Source organism: Arthrobacter sp. LjRoot14 (genome assembly GCF_964253905.1).
Taxonomy (GTDB): Bacteria; Actinomycetota; Actinomycetes; order Actinomycetales; family Micrococcaceae; genus Arthrobacter.
On the sequence record NZ_CAXURL020000001.1, the window covers coordinates 1490713 to 1507102 of the forward strand.

Here is a 16390-nt window from a genome sequence, read left to right on the forward strand (position 1 = left end):
GGAAGAGGATTCACCCATGACCATGACAACTGAGCAGGCCGACTGGTTTGCAGGAACGTTCGAGAAGCTCGTTGCCAATGTAGGACAGGCTGTGCTGGGCAAGTCCCACGTCATCCGCCTGACCTTCATGGCCATGCTCGCCGAAGGGCACGTCCTCTTCGAGGATGCGCCGGGCACCGGAAAGACATCGCTGGCCCGGGCCCTCGCGGCGACGGTGCAAGGTTCCAACAACCGCATCCAGTTCACTCCGGACCTTCTGCCGTCGGATGTCACGGGCGTGACGATCTATGACCAGAAGACGCAGAAGTTCGAGTTCCACAAGGGCCCCATCTTCAACAACATCGTGCTGGCGGACGAAATCAACCGGGCCTCGCCCAAGACGCAGTCCGCACTCCTGGAGGTCATGGAGGAATCGCGGGTCACGGTGGACGGCACCACCTACGAGGCCGGCCGGCCGTTCATGGTGATGGCCACCCAGAACCCGATCGAGCAGGCAGGCACCTACCGCCTGCCCGAAGCCCAGCTGGACCGCTTCCTGATCAAGACGTCCATCGGCTACCCGGATCACGCGTCCACAGTGCAGCTGCTGGGTGGCGCCAACCTCAAGGACCGGTCCAAGGAGCTCTCCGCGGTCATCACCACCCAGGCCATCGCCGACATGGCCGACCTCGCCGCCACCACCCACGTGGACACCGCTGTGCTGGAGTACATCTCCCGGCTGTGCGAGGAGACCCGCAACGCACCGGAGACCCGGCTCGGCGTCTCGGTCCGAGGTGCCCTGGCCATGGTCAGGGCGGCCAAGGTCTGGGCTGCAAGCCAAGGCCGCAACTTCGTCCTGCCCGATGATGTCAAGGACCTCGCCAGCGTGGTCTGGACCCACCGCTTTGTGATGGACCCGGAAGCGGAATTCTCCGGCGCCACCGCGGAGGCCGTGCTGGCCCGTGTTCTGACGGACGTCGCTGCCCCGCAGCAGCGCGCCGCCGTCTAAATGGTGCCCCTGCAACATTCCGGCACATTCACCGCGCGAACAAAGGCACAGATATGTCCAGCAGCACTCCGTTGACCCGGCTTGCTGAACGCCTGAAAAGGCCGTTTTCAGGTGACGGGAAAGCTGCCCGTCTGCACCCCGCCGCCATGTGGTCAGAGGCCGTCAGTACGGCCGGCCTCGCACTGGCGCCCGCCTGGTCCAAGGTCCGGGAACTCTGGCTGAAGTACGTGTGGCCGGTTCTTTCGGTCGTGAGCGTCCTGGGCTGGTCCGTCCTGGCCGCATCCATCCTGCTGTGGAGCGTCGGTCAGTCCTACGGCTGGCAGGAGGCGAAGGCGGCTGCCGTGGCGGCCTTCGTCCTCTTCGTCCTTGCCGTCGGGTTCATCCTGGGACGCTCCTCCTACGGGGTGGTATTGGACCTCGCCAGGACAAGGGTGGCCGTGGGGGACAGCGCCGTCGGAAGCATCGCGGTCTCCAACACCTCGGCACGCCCCCTTCTGCCCGCTGCGCTGGAGCTCCCCGTGGGAGCCGCCACCGCAGTGTTCCACCTGCCCCGGATGAAACCGCAGCAGGTTCACGAGGATCTGTTCACCATCCCCACGGCCCGCCGGGCCGTCATTGTGGTTGGCCCGGTGCGCTCCGTCCGGGCCGACCCCCTGCACCTGCTGCGGCGGCAGGTGCTCTGGACTGAACCGGAAGACCTCTACGTGCACCCGCGGACCGTTGCCCTGGCCGGTTCCGCCGCAGGCTTCATCCGCGACCTGGAGGGCATGCCCACCACCGACCTGTCCAGCGCCGACGTTTCGTTCCACGCCCTTCGCGACTACGTACCGGGCGACGACCGCCGGCACATCCACTGGAAGACCACCGCACGGACCAACAAGCTCATGGTTCGCCAGTTTGAAGAGACCCGCCGCGCCCACCTCGCCATCTCGCTGTCCATCAACACCGACGAGTACGACTCCGAACAGGAGTTTGAGATGGCCATTTCCGCCGCCGCGTCCATCGGGCGCCAGGCCATCCGGGAACAGCGCGAACTCGATGTCCTCACCCAGAATGGTCCCCTCCGGTGTGAAACCGGCCGGAACATGCTCGACGACATGACCCGGATCGTGGGCACGCCGATGCGCAAGACCGCCGTCGACCTTGCCCGGACGCTGGCGGACACGGTCCCCAACGCTTCGGTGGTTTTCTTCGTGGTGGGCAGCCGCGTCACACCTGCCCAGCTTCGTTCGGCAGCCGCGTCGGTGCCGCCGGGAGTGCGTAGCCTCGCCGTCCGCCTCCAGACCGGGGCCGCGCCGGCACGTGCCAACATCGCGGACCTGACAGTCCTGACGCTGGGGGACCTGTCCGACCTCGCCATCATCCTCAGAAAGGCGGCTGCATGAGCTCCGCGCCCGCATTCCGCCCGCGCAGGCAGCCCGCGCAATCACAACCGTCCGCTTTCAGCGACGGCCAGCCGGCCTGGCATTTCGCGCTCGACGCCGGCGCCCTGGTTGTCCTGCTGGGGCTGGGGGTCCTTGGCTTCAGCCTGAGCTTCGGCGGCGACCCCTACTATCTGATCGCCGGATTCGGCGGCATCCTGCTGGGCCTTGGCATTGCCGCGGCTAACGCCCACTTCAGGCTCGGCACGCTCATCACCGCCGCCGCCGTGCTCGGTTCCTACCTGGTTCTTGGAACACTTCTCGCCGTGCCGGACGCGGCCATCGCCGGCTTTGTCCCGACGCTCGAGTCACTGCGGACCCTTCTGCTTGGCGTCGTCTTTGCCTGGAAGGACATGCTCACCGTGGGTGTTCCGGTAGGCACCGCTGGCGGGATGCTCATTGTCCCGTTCCTCAGTGCCCTCCTCACCTCGCTGGCCGCGGGACTCATGACCTGGCGGCTGAAGAGCCCGTACTGGCCGCTCCTGCCCGTCCTGGTTCTCTTCGTAACCGGTATCGCGTTCAGCACCAACGCCGGCTTCCTCAACGTGGAGCGGGGCATCTCCCTCACGGTGGTGGCCGTGGTGTGGGCAACCTTCCGCCGCGACGCGCACCGGCGCAGCGACACCCGCAAGGTGTCCGTCAACCGCCCTGAGGCCGATGCCGCAACCGCCCGACGCGCCAAAGTGCGCAGGCTCGGTTCCGCCGCCGGCGTCATTGCCGCCTGCGTTGCCATCACGGCTGTGGCTTCGCCCCTGGTCACCGCTGGCGATGACCGTACGGTGCTTCGAAACGTGATCGTTCCGCCGTTCGACCCCAAGGACTACATCACCCCGCTGGCGAGCTTCCGCAACTTCGTCAAGGACAAGAAGGACGACAACCTGTTCGTGGTGAAGGGCCTCCCGCGGGACGGACGCGTCCGGCTCGCTGCCCTGGACGCCTTCAACGGCACCAACTACAACATGGACCCGGACAGCTCCGGCAACTTCAGCAAGGTGGGGGATGCCAAGTCCCTGAACACCCTGGCTGGCTCCGACGGTATTGTGCCCAGCAACGATTACACCCTGGACATCACCATCGAGGACTACCAGGGGTACTTCCTGCCGGGCGGCCGCCGCACCACCGGGATCAGCTTCACCGGCGAATCGTCCGGAGCCGCGTCCGGGCTCTATTTCAACTCCGGAACGGACACTGCGGTTACCACCAGGGGCCTCGCGAAAGGCGATGCGTACAGTGTCCAGGTGTCCGATCCCGCCAAGCTCGAACATGGCCAGCTGACGCAGTACGACTTTGCAAAGGTGGCACTCCCGGATGCAGCTGAAGTGCCGCCCGTGGTCGGCTCGCAGGCCAACGATTTGTCAGCAGACGCCCCGACGGCAATCGACCGCGTCCGGCAGATCGAGGCCCATTTCCAGAAGAAGGGCGCGTTCAGCAACGGCCTGATCGACGAAGGCCAGCTGCCCAGCGTCTCAGGGCACGGCTCGGCACGCATCCGCAGCCTGCTGACCGCCAAGCAGATGCTGGGCGACGACGAACAGTACGCGGTGGCCATGTCCCTGATGCTCCGGCACCTGGGAATCCCGTCACGCGTGGTGATGGGCTTCTACCCGGACCCCAAAGGCCCGGAGAATGGAGCCGGCGAAGTCAAAATCACCGGCAAGGACGTCCACGCCTGGGTTGAGGTCGCTTTCGACCGCGTCGGCTGGGTGTCCTTCGACCCCACGCCGCCCAAGGACAACGTCCCGATTCCGCCGGACCCGGAGAACAAGTCCAAGCCCAAGCCGCAGGTCCTGCAGCCGCCGCCTCCGCCGCAGGAGCCGGCAGACCTGCCGCCGGACTCGTCCCCGGACGCACTGGACGCTGACCAGAAGAAGAACAATCCCTGGCTGTTCTGGGGACCTATCCTCGCGGCGATTGGAATTGCCCTGATCCCCATCGGCATCCTGGCGCTGCCGCTGTTGCTCATCGCGCTGCTTAAGAGCCGGCGCCGCAAGGCCCGGTTCTCCGACGGGCACCCCGCCCAGCGTGTCGGCGGCGGCTGGAACGAAGTGGTCAGCCTCGCAACGGATATGGGAGCCGCCATCGATACCCGGTCCACACGCAGGGAGTCCGCCGTCGTCCTGGGTGAGGCTTTTCCGGGAACGGCGGGCACCACCACCCTGCTGGCCCGCCGCGCTGATGCCTCCATTTTCGGTGCCGGCCAGCCGAGCGAAGCGGAGGTCCGGGAGTACTGGACCATTGTGGACGGCTCGCTGAAGGAGATGACAGCAACGGTCGGTTTTTGGAGACGGCAGGCTGCCCGCTTCTCGCCGCGCTCCCTCCTGTCCGACGGCCGGACCGCACTCAGCCTCCGAGGCCTCAGGCTTGGCCGGAGGGCAAAGGCTGATCCCGCAGGTAGGGTGGTTGACGGTCCGTCTCCGGCGCCCGGCCAGGCTGCCGGCCAGCCGGATGTCCCGGCTCCCGGACCGGGGCCGGCACCATCGGGGCCGGCACCGGCACCATCCGGACCGGAGAATGAACACACCGTGCTGAGGCGCGATCTGAGAGAGAACCGCAACGAACAATGACGCATGACGCCGAGCGCTGCCAGCGCTGCCAGCAGTTGATCCGTCCCGGAGCGACGTTCTGCCCTGCCTGTGGTGCCCCGCTGAGCAACCGGGCCGCCCGCAATGACCGCAACATCGACCACTCGCAGCGGGAGCTGATGGAGCGGGCCGCCGCGCACGGCAGCCCGATCCCCGGTAGTATCCCCGTAGTGCAGGCCCGGACGGAAGCGGCCGGGCCCGGTGCCATAGGCGTCGGAGCCGGCGCCTATGGACAAACAGCCCAGGCACATGGCGGGCACGTACAAGGGGGAGGTACCGGAATGGGTGGCAAGCTGGACGTGGTTCCTGCGGCGGCCGGACGACGCCTGGGCGCCGCGGTGCTCGACTGGGTGGGACCGGCCGTGCTTCTCGTCGTGATGTTCACCGTGGGATTCGCCAGCATCACCCGCACCCAGAGCGGCGGCTTCATCATCTACGACACGGGGATGCTGGTCCTGCTGGGCGGGATCGCCGTCGGCATCACCGTGATTTATATCCTGGTGCTGCTCGGAATTGAGGGCCGCTCCGGCACGACGATCGGCAACCGGCTGATGGGAATCCGCAGCACGGACCAGGACGGCTACGCCCCGGGTGCCGGCGCCCTGTTCCTGCGCGGCCTCATCACCGGGGCAGGGATCCTCCTGACGGTTGTGGCAGCAGTGCTCGTGGTGATTTTCAAGTGGTTCGAGGCGGCCCTGTGGATCCTCGCACCCCTGGCCCTGCTGGGTGTCGCGTGGGCCGTCATCGTGGTGGTGTCCAACTCCTGGGACAAGAACGGCAAGCTCAGGGGCTGGCACGATACCGCAGCCAAGACCCTCATGTTTGATGTCAACGCCGGCCGGAACCCCCTGACCACCGGGGGAATCCAGGGCCCCTACAGTTTCGCGCCGCTGGACCTGCCCCCCGTGCAGCAGGTCTCGTCGCCTGTTGCGGGTGCGGCCGCAAGGCCGCCCCAGGCCGTGCCCGTGCACGCCCCGGAGCCGCAGCACGGGTTCAACCAGCCTGTCGCCATCCCGCAGCCGCCCCTGAACCCGAACCAGTGGCAGCCGCCTGCCGTGCCCCAGCCGCTGGCAGGCCCCGCCGCATCTGCCCCCGCCCCGTCTGCGGCGCCCGCCCCGGTCCGGGCGCAGCCGGCGCCGGAGCCCGTTCCGACCAGGACCCTGCCGGACCCGGCCGTTCAGAACCCGTCAGTTCAGATGCCCTCGCAGGGGTGGGCCCTCCACCCCGACGACGACCACGACCGGACGCAGATGCGCGGGCAGACCGTGCCGGCGCCGGTGGCCGTGCTGCGGATCAGGCTGGACGACGGCCGCGACTTCGAGCTGGATCAGTCGGTACTCATCGGCCGGAATCCGGGCGGCCTTCCGGGCGAACACGTTGCGCAGCTGCTGGCTGTGGCCGATCCCGGCCGTTCCATCTCCAAGACCCACCTGCACCTTCGTGCGGACAACGGGGGAGTCTGGGTCACCGACCGCAACTCAACCAACGGCAGCGCCGTCACCACTCCGGACGGCATCCGAACTGCTTTGCAGGCCGGGGAACCCGCCTACGTACGCCCAGGGTCCACCGTGCACTTCGGTGACCGCACCTTCCACCTAGGACAGGCATGAATCCCCAGCCGGCAGCCGCCACCTCCGCAACGGGCAGGGAGCCCGGACTCCAACTGAGCTGCGGCTACGGTACCGACCGTGGCCTCCGCCGGGAACTCAATGAGGACTCCTTCATTGCGTCCGATCCCGTGTTCGCCGTCGCGGACGGCATGGGAGGCCACGAAGCGGGCGAAATCGCCAGCGGAATCTGCGTCCGGACACTCGCCGGAATGCCTCAGCTGGCCACGGGGGAGAGGACAGCCACGGCCGCTGTCGTCCAGCAGTACCTGGTCAGCGCCGACGAACGGATCCGCACCGCCACCGGGTCCCGGGCCGGCACCACCCTCTCCGGAGTAGTGGTTGTCGAGCAGATGGGTGCGCCGTACTGGCTGGTCATGAACATCGGCGACTCCAGGACCTACCGGCTGAGCCAGGGCGAGTTCGCGCAGGTCACGGTTGACCATTCCGAAGTCCAGGAGCTTGTGGACGCCGGTGAGATCACCAGGGAACAGGCCGCGGTGCACCCCCGCCGGCACGTGGTGACCCGCGCCCTGGGCACCGGCGACGAGACGGAAGCGGACTACTGGCTGCTGCCCGTCGAGGAAGGCGACCGCATCATGATCTGCTCCGACGGGCTGAACGCCGAGCTCACGGACGATCACATGTTCCGCATCCTGAGCACCGTCGGCCACCCCCAGGACGCCGTCGACGCGCTGATCCAGGCCGCGCTGCGCAGCGGCGGGCGGGACAACGTCACCGTGATCGTTGTGGACGCCAAGAACGTAATGAACGACGCCGGAACGGACACCGCGCCCCGGCCCGCCGCGGGCGTCGAAGATGAGGACACCCTGCCCCGCGCCCAGGCGCTGGACAGTACCGAAGTCCAGGACATTACTGAAGTGGACACCGAAGAGCTTCCCGAGGCTCCCGGTGACGTCCTGCCCGCGGACGCGCCGGACCCCGCGAGCGACTCCGTGACCGACACAGAGGGCCGCCACGATGGTCTCAAGTAGCTACACCCCGGGAACCTGGCTTGGCGTGGTCCGGGCGGGGACCGCTGTGTTGCTGCCGCCCGCGACGCCACCCGCGCTCGTGGACTCGCTCTGGGAACTTTTGGGCGGCGAGCCTGAGGTCCACGAAGTACTTCACGCAGTGACCAGCGCCTCCTCCGGCTCGCTGGCGCAGATTCCCTGGTTCGGCATTGTGGACTTCCGGGAATCCCTTCGGGTCTTCCTCCGCGGCGACATCGAGCTGACGGCACACCTCGCCGCAGGCGAAGTGGAATTGAACGGCAGCGACGTCACCACGTGGACCGAGCGGCGCCTCAGCGAACCGGAATGGTACACAGTGTCCGTTGCGGGCGACGGGGCCGGTGCAGCTGAACTCCCGCTCGGGGAGGGGGTTGTCCTGCTGCAGAGCCTCACGGCGGGCCGTGTTCCCGGCGACCGGCCGTCCCGGCCGGCATCTCCCGTCATTGAGGTGCCCGTGACGGAGCTGCCCGCGCCACGGGAGCAGGACTCCGTCCGGCTCCCGGTCATGCTGCCCGTCGAGATCCCCGCATCCGAACCGGTCCCCGACGTGCCCGTTGAAGCCGTGCCCGTTGAAGACGTGCCCGTCGAAGCCGTCGCTGCCGAAAGCGGTGCATCGGCTGAACACGGTGCATCCGCCGAAACCGTGATGGGCATACCCGACGAAGACTTCGAAAATGCCGATGACGAAGCCACAGTGCTGCCGGACGACACAGGTTCGGATGACTCAGGATCGGACGAGGCCGGTGCCGACGAGGCAGGTTCGGACGTACCCGGCGCGGACGTGCCCGGCGCCGCCGCTCCTGCTGAATCGCAGGATCCGGTTCCCGCAAACGAGCTGACGGGCAGTTACGACCACCTGTGGGAAAAGACCGTGGTGCGGCGCATTGAGGACGCCGCCGTGCGGGACGAGCCCGAGGACGAGCCTTCCGTGGCCGACGCTGCGGCTGTGGCCGCGGAGGCGGACAGCCCGGAAGAAACCGTCGACGGCGTCGGCGATCAGCAGCCGGCGGCAGCGCAGGAGCAGCAGCAGCCTGCCCCCGTCCAGCCGCTCATCCCTGCCGGCCAGGGCGGCCTGATCGACTCCGTTCCCTGGCACACCGGTGGCGACAAGCCCGCCCGGCCCTCCGGGCCGCCGTCGTTCGTTCCGGCAGCCTCGGGTGTCGGATCCCATGACATCCCGGACCGGGGCAGCCCGGCCGCATTGCCGCCTGCACTCGAAGGCGACCACGACGGCCAAACGATCATGAAGAGCGACCTCGCCGGGCTCGGAACCGCACCTCAGGTGCAAGCCCCGGCCGGCGGAAACGAACCGGCCACCGGGCCCATGGTCCTGGCCCGCGTCTGCCCGCAGGGCCATGCCAACCCGCCTACGCATTCACAGTGCGCCGGCTGCGGCATGGCGCTTGCGTCCGACGCCGTGCAGGTCCGGAGGCCGAGGCTGGGGCGCGTCCGGGTATCAACCGGCGAACTGATCGACCTGGACCAGTCCTTGGTGATCGGCCGCCAGCCGTCGGTCTCCAGGGTGCAGGGCGGAGGCATGCCGCGGCTCGTCCAGGTGGCCAGTCCCAGCGGTGACATCTCCCGGTCCCATGTTGAGGTCCGCCTCGAAGGCTGGCACGTGATGCTGTGCGACCTCAAGGCCACGAACGGAACCGTCCTGGTTCGGGAGGGGCAACCGCCCCGGCGCCTCGCCCAGAACGAAATGGCCATCCTTCTTGACGGTGATATTGCAGAACTCGGCGATGACGTGTCGCTGCGGTTCGAGGAGATTCTATGAGCACCAAGCGGCCCGTAGCCCCGCCGCCCGCCATTCCAGGATTCACGTATGTCAGCCTGCTGGGTTCGGGCGGCTTCTCCGACGTCTACCTGTATGAACAGGACAGGCCGCGCCGCAAGGTGGCCGTCAAGGTGCTTCTCTCCGACCTGAAGACAGAGGGTGCCCGGCGCCGCTTCGAATCCGAAGCGAACCTGATGGCGCAGCTGTCTTCGCACCCTTACATCGTCACCATCTTCGAGGCCGAGGTCACCGAAGACGGCCACTCCTACCTGGCCATGGAGTACTGCTCCCGGCCCAGCCTGGACGTCCGATACCGCCGCCAGCGGTTCAGCGTGGACGAGGTCCTTGCTGTCGGGATCCAGGTGGCCTCCGCCGTCGAGACCGCCCACCGCGCCGGCATTGCCCACCGCGACATCAAACCGGCCAACATCCTGGTGACCGATTACAACCGTCCGGCGCTGACGGACTTCGGCATCTCCGGCACCCTCGGCAGCGATACCGATGAGGACGCCGGGATGTCCATTCCCTGGTCGCCGCCCGAACAGTTCCGGGACGGTCCGGTGGACGGCGTGATGGTGGACGTCTGGGCGCTCGGGGCCACGCTGTACACACTTCTGGCCGGACGGTCGCCGTTCGTCCTGCCGGGTGCCGATAATTCGCAGCGTGAACTGATTTCCCGGATCACCAACTCACCGGTGCCCCGGCTGGGGCGTGCGGACGTTCCCGAATCGCTGGAACTCGCGCTGGCCACGGCGATGGCCAAGTCGGCAGCCTCGCGCTACTCTTCGGCCCATGCCTTCGCGCTGGCCCTGCAGCGGATCCAGGCCGAACTGAATCTCTCAGTCACGCCCTTCGAGGTCCTTGAGGAGGCACACGGCGAGGAACAGCATCCGGACGACGGCTTCGAAGAAACCCGGGTCCGCAGCATCGCCTCGGTGGACCCCGACCAGACAGGGAACGCTCCGACGTTCCCGGCCAGGACACGACCCGCTGCCTTTACTCCCGTCGTGCCGGCCGCACCGCCGGCAGGGCCGGCTCCCGGGCCTGTCCCCGGACCGGGCGCCCGTCCGGACCAACACGATGACTGGTCGCAGGGCACCATGCTGCGGGGGAGCGTCGCGTCGGGGCTGCGGCCCGGCGCTGGCCGCGATGCGGCCGACGACGCGACCGTCCACCGTGGTGCTCCCGGCCGCCCGGCAGGATGGCAGGGCGCCCCTGCGGGCCGGAATGACCGGGGCGAGGAGCACGTGGCCGCCACGGTCAACAGGCCGCAGGCGCTGCAGGAGGCCACGGCCGAGGACCCGGCCGACCACAGCAAACGGAACCTCTGGCTGGCCGTGGCGGGCGGCGCCGTGCTCGTCGTCGCCGTCGTGGTGGGATTGGTGCTGGGTGCATCCCGGCCGGAACCGGTGGTTGAGCCCACCGGACAGGTTTCCAAGCCGCCGGCGGATGCGATCGGGGACGGGACGGTTCCGGACGTCACGAACATCAAGGCCGTCACGGAAGCAGGCAAAGTCCGGTTTACGTGGACCAACCCGCAGCCCAAACCGGGTGACACGTACAAGTGGCAACTGACTAATTACGGTCAGGAGGAGGGGCCCTTCCAATCCAGCAAAGAGGCCCAGGCCGAAGTGGCTTATGGCAAAGCGGATTTCTTCTGCATCAAGGTCATGATTGTCCGCAGTGACGGGTCGGCGTCTCCGATGACCAGCCGGGACGCATACTCATGCATGCCGTCGTGACCGGCAGTCCTGAAGTTAAGCATTGACCTTTGAGGAGGCACGGAAAATGGGGGATCTAGCAGTAGATTTCTGTGGCGAATGGTATGAGCCGTCGGACGAGGACGTCTTCAACATCGGACGCGAAGGCGACCTGGAAGTGGACGACAACCCGTACCTGCACCGGCGGTTCCTCCAGATCGCCCGGTACGACGGCATCTGGTGGCTCAGCAACGTGGGGAGCATGCTCTCAGCCACGGTGGCGGACGGCACCGGCGGGATGCAGGCCTGGCTTTCACCCGGGGCCAGGATTCCGATCGTCTTCAGCCACACCAACGTGATCTTCACCGCCGGCCCCACCACCTACGAGTTCGCCGTGCACCTGAAGACCCCCTCCTTCCGCCAGGAGGCCCCCGACGACGAAAGCGGCGGGGACACCACCATCGGGCCGGTGGTTTTCACTGACTCGCAGAAGGCGCTCATCGTTGCCCTCGCCGAGCCCATGCTCCGCCGCGACGGCACCGGGTTCAGCGCCATCCCGTCATCGGCGGATGCCGCCAGAACGCTCGGCTGGGCGCTGACCCGGTTCAACAGGAAGCTGGACAATGTGTGCGACAAACTTGACCGCGTCGGCGTTGCGGGGCTGCGCGGCGGCGGCGGAAAACTGGCCACCAACCGCCGTGCCAGGCTTGTTGAGCACGCCGTGACGTCGCACCTGGTGACCGCCGCGGACCTGCACCTGATCGACAAGATGAGGGGGGCCGACGAAGGATGAAAATCCGACTGACGCTGCGCCGGGAACCCGCCGACGCCAAAGACCTCGCCGTAACCGTTGACGGCCTCGCAACGGTGGCGGACATCGCCACCCAGCTGTGGGCTGCCGATCCTGAACGGCGGGGCACCCAGCCGCCGGAGAACCTGTCGCTCTGCATCGACGAGGCATTCGTCGCCGGCGGAATGCGCGGCAACATCCTCAACCGCACGGACAATTTGTTGGAATCCGGTCTCAGGCCCGGGTCCATCGTTTCGCTGACGCAGGTCAGCGAGCAGTTCGGGTCTCCGGGTGCTAACCGCGGACCCGCAGCCGCGACCCTCCGCGTCCTGTCCGGGCCCGACGTCGGGCAGGAATTTTCGCTGCCCTCCGGCACCAGCTACATCGGTCGGGACCGGGACGTCGACATCCGGCTGTCGGACCCCATGACCTCCAAACGGCATGCCCGCATCACCGTGGGGGAAACCGTTGAAATCGTGGACACGAATTCCGCCAACGGGCTGATCATGGACGGGTTGCCGGTCACCCGGGCAACACTGAACTCCTCGGACACCGTGACCCTGGGCGACACCACCGTTTCGGTCGTCGGGCTGGGCCACCACGGGGGTGCACCGACGTCGCCGCTGGTGGACTTCAACCGCTCGCCGCGCGTGGTGCCGCGTTTCGCCCCGCCCAAGCGCGTACTCCCGGCCGGCCCCAAACGCCAGGAGCACCACCCCTTCCCTTACATCATGCTGATCGCGCCGCTGATGATGGGCGCCATTTTGTTTGCCGTCACGGGCAACGTCCTCTCTGTCCTGTTCATGATGATGATGCCGCTCTTCATCATCGGCCACTACGTGGACCAAAAGATGCAAGGCAAGCGGGAACGCAAAGAGCAGCTCAAGCAGTTCCGCGAGGCGATGGCGGCGTTCCGCAAGGACATCACCGAGCTGCAGCAAATCGAGCGGTCGGTGCGCCTCCAGGAGGCTCCGTCCGTCAGCGACACCGTGGATTCCATCTACAAGCTGGGACCGTTGCTCTGGACCCACCGGCCCGAGCACAGCGGATTCCTCGGCCTGCGCTTCGGGCTGGGCACGGCGCCGTCGCGCATTTCGTTCGACGAGCCGTCCAGCAATGAGACCGAAGCTGAATATATGCAGGAAATCCAGGCCTGCCTCAAACAGTTCCAGGACATCGAGGGCGTGCCGATCGTGTCCCAGCTCCGCTCCGCCGGCGCATTCGGGCTCGCCGGCGCCCGCGGCCTCGTAGACGACGTGGCCCGCGGCATGGTCCTGCAGACCGTGGGACTGCATTCCCCGGCCGAAGTGGTGGTTACGGCAATCACATCGGCCAAATCGAGGGAACGCTGGAACTGGCTCCAGTGGCTGCCGCACGTCGGCTCGGGACACAGCCCGCTCAGCGGCGACCACCTGGCTGCGGGACCTGCCGGCGGATCTTCCCTCCTGGCCCGGCTGGAGGACCTCATCGACCAGCGCGAGGCGGGCGCGCAGTCTCCCCGTCCCGTGCCGCGGGCAGGCCTCGACGGAGAGAAGGGCGACATCCCCGGTCCCGTGCTGCCCTCCGTGCTGTTGATCGTGGAAGACGACGCACCGGTGGACCGCGGCCGCCTGACACGGCTCGTGGAACGCGGGCCGGATTCGGGCGTCCACGTCATGTGGGTGGCCACCAGCGTCCAGTCACTTCCGGCAGCGTGCCGCGACTTCATGGTGGTGGACGGCGACCACGGGACCACCACCGGCCAGGTCCGGCTGGGCCGCCACACCTACCCGGTCAGCTGCGAAAGCCTCGACGCCGACCTGGCCACCCAGCTTGCCAGGATGCTGTCACCGGTCATTGATGTGGGCAAACCCGTGGATGACGACTCAGACCTTCCCCGTGCGGTGTCCTACGTGAGCCTCATCGGCAAGGACTTCATGGACAACCCCCAGGCGGTCGCGGACCGGTGGAAGGAAAACAACTCCGTCCACGCGACCGCCGTCGCAAACCGCAAGGACAACGGCACGCTCCGGGCCCTGGTGGGATCCAAGGGCATCGAACCGCTGTACCTGGACCTGAAGAACGAAGGCCCGCACGCCCTGGTGGGTGGCACCACCGGCGCCGGCAAGTCGGAATTCCTGCAGTCCTGGGTCATGGGCATGGCTGCGGCCTACAGCCCGGACCGGGTGAGCTTCCTGTTCGTCGACTACAAGGGCGGTGCCGCCTTCGCCGACTGCCTGCACCTGCCCCACACCGTGGGACTGGTGACCGACCTCTCGCAGCACCTGGTGCGCCGCGCCCTGACGTCGCTGCGGGCTGAACTGCATTACCGGGAGCATCTGCTCAACCGGAAGAAGGCCAAGGACCTCCTGGGCCTGCAGCGCGAGGCGGATCCCGAGGCTCCGCCGTACCTCATCATCATCGTGGACGAGTTCGCTGCCCTTGCCACGGAAGTCCCGGAGTTCGTGGACGGCGTCGTCGACGTGGCAGCCCGCGGCCGGTCCCTGGGCCTGCACCTGATCCTTGCCACCCAGCGGCCTGCCGGCGTCATCAAGGAAAGCCTGCGTGCCAACACCAACCTCCGTGTTGCCCTCCGGATGGCGGACGAGGACGATGCCACGGACATTCTCGGTGTGCCCACCGCGGCGTACTTCGACCCCTCCATCCCGGGCCGCGGCGCGGCGAAAACCGGCCCCGGCCGGATCCAGGGCTTCCAGACCGGCTACGCAGGCGGCTGGACCACGGACAAACCGCAGGCACCCCAGATCGACATCGTGGAAATGGCCTTCGGCTCGGGACCCGGCTGGGCGGCGCCGGCGCCTGAAAAGCCGGTGCGGGAGGAGCCCGCAGGGCCGAACGACATTGCCCGGATGACAGCCAACATCATCAAAGCCGCGGAAGTGCTGTCCATCGCGCCGCCCCGCAAACCGTGGCTCAACGAGCTGGCGAAGACTTACGATTTCTCCAAGCTTCCCAACCCCAGGACCGATGAACGCCTTCTCCTGGGCGTGGCCGACGACCCGGCACACCAGGACCAGCCCACCGTCTTCTATGAACCCGACAGGGACGGCAACATGGCCATCTACGGGACGGGCGGCTCAGGTAAGTCGGCCGCCCTGCGCGGCATCGCCATCGCCGCGGCAGTGACTCCTCGCGGTGGCCCCGTGCATGTCTACGGCATCGACTGCGGTTCGTCGGGACTGAAGATGCTCGACGGACTCCCGCACGTCGGGGAAATCATCAACGGCGACGACGTCGAACGTGTCGGCAGGCTGCTGCGGTGGCTGCGCGATGTTGCCGACGACCGCGCTGCCCGCTACGCCGAAGTCCGGGCCGCCACCATTGTGGAATACCGGAAACTGGCCAATGACCCGGATGAGAAGCGGATCTTCATCCTGGTGGACGGCATGTCCAACTTCCGGGAGGCCTACGAATACAGCCGGCTGTCAGCGCTCTGGGACATCTTCCTTCAGCTGGCAACGGACGGCCGGCCGCTGGGCATCCACCTGGTGGTCACCGGGGACCGGCCCAACTCAGTACCGGCTTCGCTGCTGGCTTCGATTCAGCGCCGCCTGGTCCTGCGGCTCTCATCCGAGGACGACTATATTTCGCTGGACGTGCCCAAGGACGTCCTGAGCCAGGCATCGCCCCCGGGCCGCGGACTGCTGGGAGGGCACGAGGTCCAGCTTGCCGTCCTCGGAGGCGACTCGAACCTGGCGCTGCAGGCCCGCGAGGTGCACAAGCTCAGCGAGGCCATGCTGCGCCAGGGCGTGGAAAAGGCACCGCAGATCGAACGCCTGCCCGAGCAGGTGGACCTGGACATCCTTCCCGCGGGAAGCCGGGACCTGCCGGTGATCGGCGTCGACGACGAGACGCTCCAGCCGGCCGAGATCATGGCCAAGGGACCGCTGCTCGTCGCGGGCCCGCCGGGTGCCGGCCGAACGGTTGCGCTGGTCACCATGGCCTACGCGCTGCGCCGGTCCAACCCCGGCACCGAACTGATCTACATCGGCTCGCGCCGGTCCGCCGTCGCATCGCTGAAGGTCTGGAACCGTGCCCTCGTGGGAGCCGAAGACGTCGAAGAGGCGATTGACGGGCTGGTGGACTACTCCTCGGAGAACCCCGGCCGGCTGGCCATCTTCATCGAGGGCCTGACCGAGTTCACGGACACGGGCGCCGAGTCCGGCATCGAGCAGCTGGTCACCACCTCCATCAAGGCCGACCAGTGGGTGGTGGGGGAGTCTGAGACGTCCACCTGGTCCTCCGCCTGGTCACTGTCGCAGCCGTTCAAGTCCGGACGGCGCGGACTGCTGATCAACCCCGGCGACATCGAAGGCGACAGCTTGCTGAGCACGTCGCTCGGCAAGATCAGTTCCGATTTCATTCCGGGCCGCGGCTACATCGTGGGACGGGGCAAGGTCCGCAAACTGCAGATTGCCCTGCCGCCGGAAAACCGCAGCCAGGCCGATCCGGACCTCAACCGGGTGGGAGCGGCACGGTGACTGTGCCGATGGGCAGCGCTCCATGGGGAGC

At 67.5% G+C, this 16390-nt stretch carries 9 protein-coding genes; all 9 read left to right on the forward strand.

The window, feature by feature from the left end:
- Positions 1-16 precede the first annotated feature (16 nt).
- Genes ACSQ12_RS06695 through ACSQ12_RS06735 form a run of 9 tightly spaced genes read left to right on the forward strand, consistent with a single transcriptional unit; the run spans position 17 to position 16359 of the window.
- Positions 17-988, forward strand: a complete 972-nt coding sequence (locus ACSQ12_RS06695) for an AAA family ATPase (protein ID WP_436064819.1) — start codon at positions 17-19, stop codon at positions 986-988.
- 53 nt (positions 989-1041) lie between these two features.
- Complete coding sequence (locus tag ACSQ12_RS06700) at positions 1042-2373, forward strand: DUF58 domain-containing protein (protein WP_436064820.1); 1332 nt, start codon at positions 1042-1044, stop codon at positions 2371-2373.
- Complete coding sequence (locus tag ACSQ12_RS06705) at positions 2370-4973, forward strand: transglutaminase domain-containing protein (RefSeq protein WP_436064821.1); 2604 nt, start codon at positions 2370-2372, stop codon at positions 4971-4973. Before ACSQ12_RS06700 ends, ACSQ12_RS06705 begins: the two co-directional genes overlap by 4 nt.
- On the forward strand, positions 4970-6601 hold the full coding sequence (locus tag ACSQ12_RS06710; protein WP_436064822.1) for an RDD family protein: 1632 nt from the start codon (positions 4970-4972) through the stop codon (positions 6599-6601). The genes ACSQ12_RS06705 and ACSQ12_RS06710 overlap by 4 nt, the downstream gene beginning before the upstream one ends.
- Positions 6598-7593, forward strand: a complete 996-nt coding sequence (locus tag ACSQ12_RS06715; protein WP_436064823.1) for a PP2C family protein-serine/threonine phosphatase — start codon at positions 6598-6600, stop codon at positions 7591-7593. Before ACSQ12_RS06710 ends, ACSQ12_RS06715 begins: the two co-directional genes overlap by 4 nt.
- Positions 7580-9388: an FHA domain-containing protein gene (locus ACSQ12_RS06720; protein WP_436064824.1), complete on the forward strand. Its 1809-nt coding sequence runs from the start codon at positions 7580-7582 to the stop codon at positions 9386-9388. Before ACSQ12_RS06715 ends, ACSQ12_RS06720 begins: the two co-directional genes overlap by 14 nt.
- The gene (locus tag ACSQ12_RS06725; protein ID WP_436064825.1) at positions 9385-11130 is read left to right on the forward strand and encodes a serine/threonine-protein kinase; all 1746 of its coding nucleotides are present in this window, start codon (positions 9385-9387) and stop codon (positions 11128-11130) included. Before ACSQ12_RS06720 ends, ACSQ12_RS06725 begins: the two co-directional genes overlap by 4 nt.
- Positions 11131-11176: 46 nt before the next feature.
- Positions 11177-11881: a hypothetical protein gene (locus ACSQ12_RS06730; protein WP_209746382.1), complete on the forward strand. Its 705-nt coding sequence runs from the start codon at positions 11177-11179 to the stop codon at positions 11879-11881.
- A complete protein-coding gene (locus tag ACSQ12_RS06735; RefSeq protein WP_436064826.1) occupies positions 11878-16359 on the forward strand; it encodes an FtsK/SpoIIIE domain-containing protein in 4482 nt (1493 codons plus the stop codon). Before ACSQ12_RS06730 ends, ACSQ12_RS06735 begins: the two co-directional genes overlap by 4 nt.
- Positions 16360-16390 lie beyond the last annotated feature (31 nt).